This is a genomic window from Bacillus sp. C-3-6 (assembly GCF_054509685.1).
Window position 1 is genome coordinate 252,012 of the sequence record NZ_JBSSBE010000002.1, and the last position, 12,335, is coordinate 264,346.

Here is a 12,335-nt window from a genome sequence, read left to right on the forward strand (position 1 = left end):
TTTAATAATAATATAGTAAAACTTTTTTGGGGATAAAAATATACTTTGAGCATAGGCGAGGTAACTATATGAGGAGTACATGGAAAGAATTAAGGGGGATGGACCTTAATGTCTGGATCCGCTTTATTGGGGAAGCTTTAAATGGTATTGCAATGATGATGTTAATGCCATTTTTTGCATTATATTTGAAGGACAAAGTGGATTCTCTACTTGAGGTAGGTATAATTATAGCCTTATCTCCAATTGCAGCAAGTATTGGTTCATTAATTGGAGGGCATATAGCAGATACTTATGGTCGGAAACCAACTATGGTGCTCTCAATGGCGAGTAATGGGCTACTAATGCTTGTTTTTTTGTTTATTGATGGTTTTATAGCATATGCCATTTTATCTATTGGTTTAGGGCTATGTAATTCTTTCTTTGAACCAGCGGCATCTGCAATGGTTACCGATGTAACAGAACCCGAAAAAAGAACTGAGGCATATGGATTACTTAGGATGGCTCATAATATAGGAGCTGCGATAGGCCCTATCATTGGTGCAGCAGTTGTGGTTGTATCAAAAGATGTCATATTTTTGATTACTTCTGGAACCATGCTGTTTTATACAATATTAATGTTATTGTTTCTAAAGGAAACAAAACCTAAAAATATCATAATACATGAGGAAGCACATAAACAGTCAATAAGATTTACGTTAAGAGTTGTTATAAGAGATAGAATATTTCTATTCTATATAGTGACAGGAATCATTATATTTATGGGATTCTCACAATCGGAAGGTATGTTACCACTTCATTTTAGTAATGAGGATACAATGATTTTTGGAAATAGTAATCCATTTCCATATTTAATGACTGTAAATGGCTTATTGGTTGTATGTTTTCAATTTCCAATTTCAAAGTGGTTAACTCACAAATCAATTGGTAAATCAATGCTATATGGTGCCATTCTTTTTGGCATTGGCCTTTTAGCAATAGGGTGGTTACCAAAGTGGTTTCATGTAATAGACGCAAATGATTTAGTTATCCTAAGCTCATTATTAATAGCTTATACAGTTTATACAGTAGGGGAAATGATTATGTCACCTGTTCAAATGACATTTGTTGCTAATATAGCTCCAGAACATTTGAGGGGAACTTATATGGGAGCGGCTAATCTGCAATGGATTACAGGTAATGTATTTGGACCTCTTCTAGGCGGTGTATTACTGGATCAGCTTTTAGGGCATATGTTATTTACAATCTTAGGTGTAGGTTGTATTATTTCTGGATTTGTTTACTTACTTTTAGATAGACTTATTGAGAATAGAAGTAAAGAAATACCTATAAAACAAACATCTTAAGTTTAATATTGTTAATAAATTGAAAATTAAATTTTATGTTTTAAGAATTAAATAAAGTACACGTTTATTATTAGTAAACGTGTACTTTATTTATTAGTATTTAAATTAACTCATATATAAATTTTTTAGGTTACGACCTAAGTATATAAAAGTAATTTACTACTTCTTTTAATCAATTACAACTAAGCTTCTTGACCTATCAATATGATTAAGTAACATACGATACTCTTCTTCGTACATAGTTACACTTTGTAAAAGGGACTGGTTTTCTGCTTCTAAGTTTTTTATTTGGTTTTGTAAGTTTGTAAATTCATTTGTTTTTTTATAATTTTGTAGAAAGAGAATAATATCATCTAATGTCATAGATAAAGAGTTTGTTTCTTTTTTTGGTTGAGAGGGAGAAATATTGTTTCCCCCTTTTCGATTTTGTTTTGCTTGTTGTATTTCCTCTTGGTATTGTTTTCTCACGTATGAATTCCAACGAAATCCACAAGCTGCAGGTGTCCTATTTAGTAGTTTTGCTACTTCTTTGAATGCAGCTAACTGTGTTCCTCCGTTACGAATATTCTGGAGTACTGTTGATGCGAGAAGTGAATCGTTATCGTTAGTCCAGGAATCTTGCCTTGAGATTACCACGTTTTGACCTCCTTTACATGCTTTATATTACATATATGCAATTACCTATAATGATAGAAGCCTAACTTCTATTAAAATATTTAAGACTAATTGGATGTAATTAGACATTCTTTCTTTAAAATGCGAAATTGCATAAAAAATTAGATTGACTATTCGCTATAGGTGTAACTATAATGGTTACAGTTATGCAGCTAAATGAATAGGTTTGATGGTATGAAGTAGTTGCATTAATGATGTTTAAGCAAATATTAAAAAATGAACGGAGCTGGAAATATAAGAAGCTTATATAAAAAGAATTAAGGCCATATAAAGCATTTTATAATCATATATAAATTAAAAGAGGTGCACATTTTGAAAATTTTTAAGGGAATTATAGTTTCTTCAATTGCGTTAACAGCATTTAATGGGGTGGGTGGGCTACTTCCAAGTGATAAATCAGAAGTTGCCTATGCAGCTAGTTACAATTATTCAAATAAGCAATTGAATTCTACTGTACATAAGCAAGTTACGAAACAATTAATTTTGAAATTTAAAAATGAGGAAAATTTGCCATATCAGGATGGAATAGAAAAATTCATTAAAGAAGAAAAACAAGATCCTGAATTAATTGGAATTTTAAACGAATACCCAAATGTAACTATAAATCGACTTTTTAGTTCTTTAAATCCTAAAGAAATTAAAAATTTAGGTAGAGAAATAAACGACTCCGAACATATTTCTTCCAATTTGCTAAACTATTATATTGTAGAAAACCAAGGTGATATTGATGTACAAGCCTTACTTGCAAAGTTTGAGAAATCATCTCTTATTGAAACGGCGTATTTACAGGAAGAAGAAACGCCACCTGAAGAGCGTTTACCAAATTTATCTGTTAATCCATATGATGAGCCTAGACTTACAAGACAAGGTTACCTTGAACCAGCACCATTAGGAATTAATGCACCTTATGCCTGGAGTATAAAAGGTGGGGACGGAAAAGGAACTACTTTCGTAGATATGGAGTATGGTTGGTTATTAAGTCATGAAGATTTAGTGAATCAAAAGATTGAATTGATGTCCGGACAGAATAAGAGTGAACACCATGATCATGGTACCTCAGTCTTAGGAATTGTTTCTGCAGAGGATAATAACATAGGTGGAATTGGGATTGCACCAAAGGCTAAGGTAAAGGTTGTATCCCAGATTAGGGATAACGGAAATTATAATACAGCTGATGCTATTTTAAGTGCGGTTAACAATATGCAAGCTGGAGATATTCTTTTACTAGAGGCACAAGCAACTTACGATGGATATGGAGATAAGAACTATTTTCCAGTGGAAGTAAAACCAGACATATTTGATGCAATTCGTATGGGAACAAATAAGGGAATTATTATTATTGAAGCAGGTGCAAATGGTGGAAATGACTTGGATCAATTTAGAGACCGTAATGGTAAACAAGTTTTAAATCGTAATAGTCCTGATTTTAAAGATTCAGGGGCAATTATGGTTGGGGCAGCTTCTGCAAGGGTTCCTCATAAACGTTCATATTTCTCTAATTACGGTAGTAGAGTGGATGTGTATGGATGGGGGAATGCAGTAGATACTACAGATGCTAAACCAAGTGAATTTATAACAAATCTATATACATCTAGTTTTGCTGGAACATCTAGTGCATCGCCTATTATTGCTGGTGCTGCAGCATCAATTCAAGGAATTGCAAAAAATAATCAGGGGAGAGTATATACACCAAGACAGCTTAGGGATATTTTAAGTGATTCTAGCACCGGAACGAAATCTAATGATCCAACTTCTGATAAAATTGGTGTTTTACCTGACTTAAAAGCCATTTTGTCTAAACTTGGTTTTTCACCAAACTTAAGTAATGATTCTTCCATTGTATTTCCTGAGGAACAAGAAATAAATAAAGGAAATAAGGGAAATGAAGGATCTACTATTACATTCCCGAAAGAAGATACTGTTAATGAAGAGGACTCTAGCTTTATTTTCCCAGAATAATAGAAATACCTCCTATTAAGCATGGGGCAAAATAGTTTACTCAATAAGAATAAAGGATATGAATTCAATAGAAATATGAATTTATATCCTTTTTATTTTAAGCTGTTTTTACTACCTTACAAAAACGTAATGTTAGCGTAATGGAAATGAATTTTGGCAGCCAATAGATTAGGATATAATTTTTGTGAGAAAAGATATGAGGTGAATAATATGAAACGAATAGTGCTTATGTGTAGCGTTTTTGTGATGTTTACTGTGGTGTTATCCGGGTGTAATTTAAATCGTCTTGGTACAGATACATATTATGTGCAAATTACCAAGGATGGTGAAAAATTAAAAGAGAAAAATGTAAATGGGGATACGACTTACGAATATAAATTACCTGGATTTGATAAGGATGGTAATGAGAAAGAAATGGAGTTTACAGCGTTAAAAAATCTTCGTAAAGAAGCGTTTTTACGTATATATTACTCTGAGAAAAAAGGTGTGAAATCTTGGGAAGAAGTTAAAAAAGATGAACTCCCTACAAAGGTAAAAGAAAAAGTAAAGGTGGATTAATATATAATGCTTTGTTAGAGCAATATATCCTCAAACTATTAGAATGTATATTGTGAAATAGGCTAAAGTTCTTTAGAGTTGTTAAAGTAAGAGGCTGACAGTTATTGTCAGTCTTTTGCTTTTGCAGGAAGAAAATATAAAAGGTATTTAACAGGCAAGTGTTGGATTATTAACAATTATTTAAGATCCAAAGCTACAATATATCTACCCCTGAACTATAATAATTTTAGGTCAGAAATAAGCTTCTGATTTTGTGAGGAGTTAAGTACTAAAAAAGTTTAATTTTGTTTACGTATTTATAGTCGTTTAAAGGATTTATGATTGGTTATGATATAATAAAATTCAAGTACAATAAGGGGGATTAATTAAATGATTTTTCAAAGCATGATAACAGCTATTATAGAAAAATTACAAGAGACGGTGAATCCCTATTGGATAATTGTGTTTGGATCAACGGCTGAGAACAGAGAACGAGAAGATAGTGATATTGATATAGCTTATGTAAGTGACACAACATTAGGGAACTATGAACGTTTTTTATTAGCACAGGAGTTAGCTAACATTGTTCATAGAGATGTTGATTTAGTTGATTTATCCGAAGCTTCTACAGTTTTTCAAGCTCAGATTATACATACAGGTAAGACAATATTTTGTTCGGATGAAAAACGTAAGGTTATTTTTGAAATGAAAACCTTAAAAATGTATTCAAAATTGAATGAAGAACGACAGGTAGTATTTGATGATATAAAGAAAAGAGGTTCTATATATGAAGAATGAGGTTATTTTAAATAAAATTTCTACAATAGAGCGTTGTATAAAAAGAATCCAAGATGTGTATGGAAATGACCCTGAAAATTTAGAGGACTTTACAAAACAAGATTCAATAATATTGAATATACAAAGAGCTTGTGAAGCGAGTATTGATTTAGCAATGCATATTGTTGCAGGGAAAAAATTAGGATTACCCCAATCTAGTCGAGAGGCCTTTGATTTATTGGTTACAGCAGGATTACTTAGCGCTGATCTAGCAAATAAGTTAAAGGCGATGGTTGGATTTCGTAATATTGCTGTTCATGATTATCAAAGTGTAAATTTAGATATTGTTCGTCAAATTATTGAAAAACATTTAACTGATTTCAAACTATTTACGAAGGAAGTAATGGGGATATTGGAATTTTAGGCGAAAGAACAGAATAATAAAGCTGAGAGAGAAAGTAATTCTATGACTAAAAAACCAGCTATTGAAACAATTACTTAATTTCGTAAGAAGAAACGCGGTCATAAGATGAGTTTGTTTTTGATTTTAGTGAATAAAAACAACATAAAATAATAGAGTTTCAAAAAAATAGCCCTCCACCAGACCTTTTTTGGTCAGATGGAGGGCTATTTTTTTCATGTTTTGATAAGTTGCGGTGAGATAAGCCTGCATTTGGACAGACTTCAGCCCCCGAAATCGAGCATATCGATAGCCATGTAGTTCTTTGGCGTCCGCAAAGCTTCGCTCTATAGTTGAACAGCGTACTTTGTAAAACTTTTTCCCTGTAACTGTTAGTTTGTTTTTTCTAGCGATATCCTTATATTTCTCCCATATATGATGAGTGATAACTTTTTGTTTCTTTGAAAAACATACCTCACGTAGCGGACAAACAGCGTAGTCTTCTGGGTTGGATTTATATTGATGATATCCTTTATGATCCGTTGTCGCATACTCTAAAATACATCCCATGGGACAAGCAAATGCATTTATTTAATTGGCTTTTTGACCCTTTACGCTCCTTGAGGAAGGAGTCTTCTTGGCTAAAATGATAAATTTGAAGCTATAAAAGCAACAGAATTATGTAATAAGTGAATCAAAAAAACAACCCAAAAAGCAGACATGGTAACCTGATATTTTTCATTCTTTTTTTTATATACCCAATAAGCATAGTTATATAAAAGACCAATTATCGTTGTACCAACTATATAAGTGATTCCGTATTGATGATTTAATCCAAATATAATTGAAGCTATTAAAATGATAAGGTAATCGCGATTTTTAATGTAAGGAATCCAACTTAATAGCCAAAATAAAAATACTTGAAAAACTACTGTTTCATATATAGGTGCCGCTAATACCCCTAATAAAACTTGAAGAATAAGAGGTGCTTCTGTTATTGGGTTCTTTTGTATTTCAGGTAAGAATAGATCTAATGGTATTACAAATAAAAATGATCCTAATAAAATAAGAAAAACAAAAGAAATGGTAGGCAAAGCAAACATAAATCTATTTATTTTTTTTAGCATATATATTTCTCCTATAATCTTTTATTACATCTATATGAAAAGTAATAAATAATTGAGTCTCTTTTTGTTTGACATGTTTTCATCTACTATTGATAAAAACTGTTCTGTAATTGAATTCTTGGCTTATATGTAGGTGTAGCGATAAAGTAGGGATATATTAACACTATATTGTTAATATCAAAATATTAAAGAGCTAAGTGAGATATTAAGGTCACACCAATTTTATGATGAATATAATATCAAGCCCGTTAAGGAAATATGCTGTATAGGACACACTTGTACTACTTATTTTACTATATGAATATTTAAGTGCATATAGTTTTGAAGGAGTATGTATTTTTGCATTTTTTAATACAAAAGTTTTTTATTAAAAATTTACTTTCTGCGCTACCTCATATGAATTTAAGACAATTGAAGAGTAAAGGCCAAAAGAGTCTAAGTTTTGATTGTACAGGTAAATATTATAATGTTATAGAAAAATAAGGAAAAAAGTTATAAAATAGGAGATTGAATTAAACTTTCAGATTTTATTGTTCTGCAAGATAAAAATAACTAAAGACGAGTCTCTTAAAAATTCTTATCTTTATTTAAAACTAACGATAGTATAAAAAATCCTCGCAGAAGGTACTGCAACAAGTCTAATTTGAAAATCTTTAGGAGATAAATATGGAATTTTAAATATTCTTAGTCGTCTATTAAACATTATAGCAATTATTATAGGTAAACCCTTTAATATGATCGATTTAGAAGAAATCAGTACAAATAGAAAAGATGAAGTAGTAGAAGTATTACGTCTTCCTTTTAATAGATTTCCAGGAGCAGCTGGACATATAAAAGATGAAATTGTAAATGAAAAAAATTGGAACGTTTGGTTGAACGATTAGTATGCGATTTTAAAGTTTAAATTAATAACAGAAAGAGAAACTCTTAATATGTTACTACTTTGTTTTTGTATTGTTGAAAATAAGAAAGGTGAAATCAATGAAAAAATATTGGCATAAGCTATCGTTGCTTCAAAAAAATGTATTACTAACGGTATTATTAATTCTGACCCTTGTTGGAAGTATGGGAGCGTTAAGTTTTAATATGTTTCAAAATAGTATGATGTCTATATTTGAGAGGCAGTCTTTTGAAACAGGTGATGCGGTATTAAATCAATTAGATCTAGAAATAGTAAGAGATGTAGCAAAAGACCCCACAGCTCAAAGAGTGAAGAAAGAAAAATTGGCGGAGCAATTAGATAAATCTATAAAAGATATGAAAAGTGTTGGACAAACATATGTTACAGGAGCCAAGCTAAGTGAAAAAGCTGAATTACAAATAGTAGCTCTGGATACAGAATTAGCAAATACTGTTTCTGTAAAACCAGGTGAATACTATGAGCAGCCTACTTATTGGATGAAAACATATGATAAAGTAATACAAACAAAACAGGCACAAATGACAGAAGTGTATGAAGATGAATTAGGGTTCTGGGTAACAATTTTAGAGCCAGTTACAGATGAAAATAAAAATATAATTGCAATTGTTGCAGCGGATTTGGATGCTTCTATTATTCCTCTTACAAAGAAACAATTTATGATACAAGGTTTACTATTTATTATAATTTCATTAACAATCGCAATTACAATTCAAATATTTATCTCACGAAACTCTCTATCGCCTTTAAAGGATTTACAAGAAGGGTTACGTAAAGTTGGTGAAGGGGATTTAAGTATTAAATTGAATGAAAGATCTGATGATATAGGAATAACTAATATCTATTTTAATAATACTATTAAAAAGTTTAATAGTATTATAGATAAAGTAAGGCAGACTGCTGAACAGGTGTCGACATCTTCACAGGAATTGTCGGTAAGTACAAAAGAGAATAGCATAGCCTTTAAAGAAATTGCAAGTGCTATTACAGGATTAAATTTAGGAGCACATTCTCATGAATATGTAGTGCAAAAATGTTTAGGGATTGTTCAAGAAATGGAAAGTAAGATGAAAGAAATTAAAGGAGCTGCAAAACAAGTTGGCAATGCTTTGGAAGACATGGACCAGCATTCTGTAGAAGGAAAAGATTTGATTAAGCAAATCGTGAATCAAATGAAAAGAATCAAAGATACAGTTCAGGATGTATCTTCTAGTATTTATGCAGTAGAAGTACGATCTAAGGAAATTCATGAAATTCTTACTGTAATTACAACCATTTCAAATCAAACAAATTCATTAGCTTTAAATGCTTCTACTGAATCCTCATGTGCTGGAGAGATGGGAGAAGAATTTTCAGGTGTTGCGGACGAGGTACGTATATTAGCGGAAAGAACCGAGGCATCTGCAAGGGATATAGCTAAATTAATTGGTGAAACCCAGGCTGAAGCAGAGAGAGCTGTAAGATCCATACAGAAGAGTTCAAAGGAAGTTGAATCAGGAATAACACTTGTTCAAAGTAGTGGTGCTTTCTTTGAAAAGATTTCAGAATCTGCACAATCTGTTACAAATCAAATTAAAGCGAATTCGAGTAATTCAAGAGATGTTTTAGAAAATAGTCAATCTATTGTTCAGGTTGTAAATGAATTATCACATATTGCAAATACATATGAGTGTAGCAGTAGTAATGTTGAGATAAGTATGAAAGAGCAAGAAATGTATGTACAAGATATTGCAGAGCTAGCAAATTCTTTGAATTGGCTCTCCCAAGAATTACAAGAGTTAATAGGAGGATTCAAAATTAAGTAGGATAGAAGAAGGTGTAGGTATGATCTATACCTTTATTTATTCCCACAGAAGGGATGAAAGCTTAGATATATATGTAAAATAGTTAAAAGAATAATTCTTTTGCATATTCCACTGGAAATAGAGCATGATATTACCAATTAAATGGAGGTGTGTTAGAAATGCAAATTCGAGAAAATAATAATTCAAACGAGATTTTGGTAGCAGCGGCAGCAAGTGCAATTGAGCAAATGAAGTATGAAATTGCTCAGGAGTTTGGCGTTACACTTGGACCAGATTCAACATCACGAGCAAATGGTTCAGTAGGTGGAGAGATTACGAAACGTTTAGTTCGTATGGCGCAAGAGCAGTTATCTGGTCAATATAAAGTTCATTAAGGGTGGTTTTTGCCCATCCCCTTGAAAAGGGGAATAAGAAAAAAGCAAACTTCCCTTTTAAGAAGATTTGCTTTTTTCTAAGCTATATTCGTATTCTTTGACCCTTCTATATTTGCTAGGGTAAGCATTTTTATAAATACAACGTATTTATTGATTAACAAAAATATAAAACCCTTTTTCCCATCGATCTTTGAGCCATTGCAATTCTTCTTTCATATTGGGAACGTATTCGTTTGTTCGTTCCATCAATTTATAGGTTTCTACTAGTTCCAAACATCGATTTGGACTAGTAAGAGAATGTATAAAGAACATATCACGTGTTGTTACCGATCCAAAAGAGATCCCTTTACGACTCACCGATAATAACTCTTGAATTTCCTCTTGATTCATATTTGTTTTCTTTAGGTAATTATTCATATCAATGAATGTAGTGTAACTCCATTTCATATTATCATAATCATTTTCTTGTAGAATCATTTCGCGATAAGATTCCATATCTTGTATGAGGAAATTACGAATCGCGTCTATAGAAAAGTGCATGTACCAAACTTCCTTTACTGTATAGGGGATTTGTGAGCTTTGAAGTTTCTTTAAAAAAAGTATTTTCCTAATATATAGGAAAATACTTTTTTACTTTACCATATATTTAAGTTCTTAGCTGGTTTTAAAACCTGGTAATTTTGAAAGGAGAATCTTCATCGCTTCTCCTGTTTTTGGATTACGACCGTTACGCTCTGCAAGTTTCTAGACTTCGGATATCCCCAAAAACCAAGTAACTGTAATTTTTCTCCATGTTGTCAAGATTTTGCGATTTGGTCCACTCTTATTTTATCGCTGAAAACGCATCTTTTATGTTAAGTTTGTTTCTTGTTTAATAAGTTCCATTTTTTTATCTGTCACACTTATATATTCGGCAAGATTTCAGTAAGCATTATAACGTGTTTGATATATGTAAAACGAGATTCTTGCTTGCATTATCATATTTATACTAGAGAAAGTTATGCCGTCTTCAAAAAATTAATCAATCTTTAAAAAATGTCAGAGAAGGACTTAAATCTGATGTACTGACAGGCTTGTTGTTTTTTTGTATATCTTCAATGTTCTTAATATAGCTACTTTACTTGTTTTATTAATAATTTGTATTTTGAAATTCAAGGATGATATTGGTGTACTTTTACGTAAGTGAATAGTTTTCTGTTGAATTTATTGTTGGTGTATTGATTAATAAGAATGGAGACAGAGCAAACTGAAAAATTAATAGATAATAAAATTAAGGAAAGAAGCAGACGGTTCTGTTGCAAAGTTTTTGCAGATAGAAAGTTAGGATGGGGTATAGATGTTTACTCAATAGACGGCGTTCGTTTAGCGATGAAATTACAAGGACAAACTTTATTCTATCACTATAGTCTACGCGATGATGTAGTAGCAATGACAGACTAGAATGGGTAAGTTATTACAAATTACGGATATGATGCATGGGGTAATCTTCAGAAATACTTAACTCTGAGGCGGTCGCGAGTCGTCTCTCAATAGATTAATCATTACTACTTACTCTAATATATTAAAAACTTATTTCATAATTCATAATCTAGTCTAATAGAAGCACGGAAACATACCCATCAACTTAAGAATTTAGAATTACCCCGAAACGAAAAAATGAGCTTTTTATTATAAGTTAGCACAAAATTTCGTTCTGGGGGTACTAGAAAATTTTAGCTTGATGGAGATGTGATGTTACCCCCATAAAGGTATGGTTTTTGTACTTTCAAATACAATCATGTCACTTAAGTAATGTAAGCGTCGTTGCAATTACATTGTCGACAAATGTACGTTGGGGGCGAGATTTCATCATAACTGTTAGACCGATTAACGCTACAATCAGTGCCTGTGCCAAAGACTTTGCATCTGTGTTGCCTTCCAGCTCACCTGATTGGATTCCGCGTTCAATCGTCTCCTGAAAAATGACGGCAAGGTACATTTGATGTTCTCTGGTCAAAATTTCAAATCTCTCATCATGAGGTGCTAATTCAACCATTGTATTGATACAAAAACAACCTTTACTAAGATCCCCTGCGTATTCTTCATTGACGACATCGGCAAAGAAAATAGAAAATGACTCTTTTACAGAGGAGTGACTTTGAAGCTTATTTCGTATATCAGAGGCCCGAGACATTGTATATCTACGAAGTGCGGCTTCAAATAATTCTTTCTTATCTCCAAAGGTCGAATAAATACTAGGGCGTTGAATGCCCATTCTAGAAGTAAGATCACTTAATGAGGTAGCCTCATATCCCTTCTCCCAAAATAACTGCATTGCTGCATCTAAAACTTGATCCTCATCAAATTCACGGGTTCTTGCCATTAAGAATTCTCCTCTTCAAATTTTGATTTTATTAATTGTTTTAGGATAGGTGTGTAG

General features: G+C 32.0%; 13 protein-coding genes and 2 pseudogenes. 9 read left to right on the forward strand and 6 right to left on the reverse strand.

Annotated elements, in window-relative coordinates; genetic code table 11:
- The first annotated feature begins 68 nt into the window (after positions 1–68).
- On the forward strand, positions 69–1,343 hold the full coding sequence (locus tag ACW0JX_RS28065; RefSeq protein WP_459245814.1) for an MDR family MFS transporter: 1,275 nt from the start codon (positions 69–71) through the stop codon (positions 1,341–1,343).
- A gap of 168 nt (positions 1,344–1,511) precedes the next feature.
- On the opposite strand, the gene ACW0JX_RS28070 is transcribed toward ACW0JX_RS28065, so the two are convergent.
- On the reverse strand, positions 1,512–1,979 hold the full coding sequence (locus ACW0JX_RS28070; RefSeq protein WP_459245815.1) for an RsfA family transcriptional regulator: 468 nt from the start codon (positions 1,977–1,979) through the stop codon (positions 1,512–1,514).
- A gap of 351 nt (positions 1,980–2,330) precedes the next feature.
- Here ACW0JX_RS28070 and ACW0JX_RS28075 point away from each other — a divergent pair, with 351 nt between their 5' ends.
- From ACW0JX_RS28075 to hepT, 4 genes are all read left to right on the forward strand, one after another.
- The gene (locus tag ACW0JX_RS28075) at positions 2,331–3,977 is read left to right on the forward strand and encodes a S8 family peptidase (RefSeq protein WP_459245816.1); all 1,647 of its coding nucleotides are present in this window, start codon (positions 2,331–2,333) and stop codon (positions 3,975–3,977) included.
- Between the two features lie 210 nt (positions 3,978–4,187).
- Entirely contained in the window at positions 4,188–4,535 is a 348-nt protein-coding gene (locus ACW0JX_RS28080; RefSeq protein ID WP_000822915.1) for a YxeA family protein, read from the forward strand.
- 369 nt (positions 4,536–4,904) lie between these two features.
- The gene (gene mntA / locus ACW0JX_RS28085; RefSeq protein WP_000577226.1) at positions 4,905–5,312 is read left to right on the forward strand and encodes a type VII toxin-antitoxin system MntA family adenylyltransferase antitoxin; all 408 of its coding nucleotides are present in this window, start codon (positions 4,905–4,907) and stop codon (positions 5,310–5,312) included.
- Positions 5,302–5,715, forward strand: coding sequence for a type VII toxin-antitoxin system HepT family RNase toxin (hepT, locus tag ACW0JX_RS28090; RefSeq protein WP_000787540.1), 414 nt, complete (start codon positions 5,302–5,304; stop codon positions 5,713–5,715). Before mntA ends, hepT begins: the two co-directional genes overlap by 11 nt.
- 123 nt (positions 5,716–5,838) lie before the next feature.
- Here hepT and ACW0JX_RS28095 read toward each other — a convergent pair.
- Together ACW0JX_RS28095 and ACW0JX_RS28100 are read right to left on the reverse strand one after the other, a co-directional pair.
- Positions 5,839–6,282: pseudogene (locus ACW0JX_RS28095) on the reverse strand (transposase); the annotation flags it as partial.
- A 50-nt stretch (positions 6,283–6,332) separates the two neighbouring features.
- Positions 6,333–6,818: a CPBP family intramembrane glutamic endopeptidase gene (locus tag ACW0JX_RS28100; protein WP_078386182.1), complete on the reverse strand. Its 486-nt coding sequence runs from the start codon at positions 6,816–6,818 to the stop codon at positions 6,333–6,335.
- Positions 6,819–7,552: 734 nt separating this feature from the next.
- On the opposite strand from ACW0JX_RS28100, the gene ACW0JX_RS28105 reads away from it, so the two are divergent.
- From ACW0JX_RS28105 to ACW0JX_RS28115, 3 genes are all read left to right on the forward strand, one after another.
- Positions 7,553–7,702: a hypothetical protein gene (locus ACW0JX_RS28105; protein WP_459245817.1), complete on the forward strand. Its 150-nt coding sequence runs from the start codon at positions 7,553–7,555 to the stop codon at positions 7,700–7,702.
- A gap of 97 nt (positions 7,703–7,799) precedes the next feature.
- Complete coding sequence (locus ACW0JX_RS28110) at positions 7,800–9,542, forward strand: methyl-accepting chemotaxis protein (RefSeq protein WP_459245818.1); 1,743 nt, start codon at positions 7,800–7,802, stop codon at positions 9,540–9,542.
- Between the two features lie 158 nt (positions 9,543–9,700).
- The gene (locus tag ACW0JX_RS28115; protein ID WP_098630215.1) at positions 9,701–9,916 is read left to right on the forward strand and encodes an alpha/beta-type small acid-soluble spore protein; all 216 of its coding nucleotides are present in this window, start codon (positions 9,701–9,703) and stop codon (positions 9,914–9,916) included.
- A gap of 147 nt (positions 9,917–10,063) precedes the next feature.
- Here ACW0JX_RS28115 and ACW0JX_RS28120 read toward each other — a convergent pair whose 3' ends face one another.
- The gene (locus ACW0JX_RS28120) at positions 10,064–10,456 is read right to left on the reverse strand and encodes a hypothetical protein (RefSeq protein WP_048564931.1); all 393 of its coding nucleotides are present in this window, start codon (positions 10,454–10,456) and stop codon (positions 10,064–10,066) included.
- A gap of 114 nt (positions 10,457–10,570) precedes the next feature.
- Positions 10,571–10,618 (reverse strand): annotated as a pseudogene (locus tag ACW0JX_RS28125) (hypothetical protein); the annotation flags it as partial.
- A 528-nt stretch (positions 10,619–11,146) separates the two neighbouring features.
- Between ACW0JX_RS28125 and ACW0JX_RS28130 the strand changes: the two are divergent.
- Positions 11,147–11,356, forward strand: coding sequence for a hypothetical protein (locus ACW0JX_RS28130; protein WP_050845258.1), 210 nt, complete (start codon positions 11,147–11,149; stop codon positions 11,354–11,356).
- A gap of 340 nt (positions 11,357–11,696) precedes the next feature.
- On the opposite strand, the gene ACW0JX_RS28135 is transcribed toward ACW0JX_RS28130, so the two are convergent.
- Positions 11,697–12,278 carry a TetR/AcrR family transcriptional regulator gene (locus tag ACW0JX_RS28135; RefSeq protein ID WP_050845259.1) on the reverse strand — a complete coding sequence of 194 codons (582 nt, stop codon included), beginning with the start codon at positions 12,276–12,278 and terminating at the stop codon, positions 11,697–11,699.
- Positions 12,279–12,335 lie beyond the last annotated feature (57 nt).

Coding starts and splice junctions, on each gene's coding strand:
- ACW0JX_RS28065 (WP_459245814.1), top strand. CDS start 69: ATGAGGAGTACATGGAAAGAATTAAGGGGGATGGACCTTAATGTCTGG.
- ACW0JX_RS28080 (WP_000822915.1), top strand. CDS start 4,188: ATGAAACGAATAGTGCTTATGTGTAGCGTTTTTGTGATGTTTACTGTG.
- mntA (WP_000577226.1), top strand. CDS start 4,905: ATGATTTTTCAAAGCATGATAACAGCTATTATAGAAAAATTACAAGAG.
- hepT (WP_000787540.1), top strand. CDS start 5,302: ATGAAGAATGAGGTTATTTTAAATAAAATTTCTACAATAGAGCGTTGT.
- ACW0JX_RS28100 (WP_078386182.1), bottom strand. CDS start 6,818: ATGCTAAAAAAAATAAATAGATTTATGTTTGCTTTGCCTACCATTTCT.
- ACW0JX_RS28105 (WP_459245817.1), top strand. CDS start 7,553: ATGATCGATTTAGAAGAAATCAGTACAAATAGAAAAGATGAAGTAGTA.
- ACW0JX_RS28110 (WP_459245818.1), top strand. CDS start 7,800: ATGAAAAAATATTGGCATAAGCTATCGTTGCTTCAAAAAAATGTATTA.
- ACW0JX_RS28115 (WP_098630215.1), top strand. CDS start 9,701: ATGCAAATTCGAGAAAATAATAATTCAAACGAGATTTTGGTAGCAGCG.
- ACW0JX_RS28120 (WP_048564931.1), bottom strand. CDS start 10,456: ATGCACTTTTCTATAGACGCGATTCGTAATTTCCTCATACAAGATATG.
- ACW0JX_RS28130 (WP_050845258.1), top strand. CDS start 11,147: ATGGAGACAGAGCAAACTGAAAAATTAATAGATAATAAAATTAAGGAA.
- ACW0JX_RS28135 (WP_050845259.1), bottom strand. CDS start 12,278: ATGGCAAGAACCCGTGAATTTGATGAGGATCAAGTTTTAGATGCAGCA.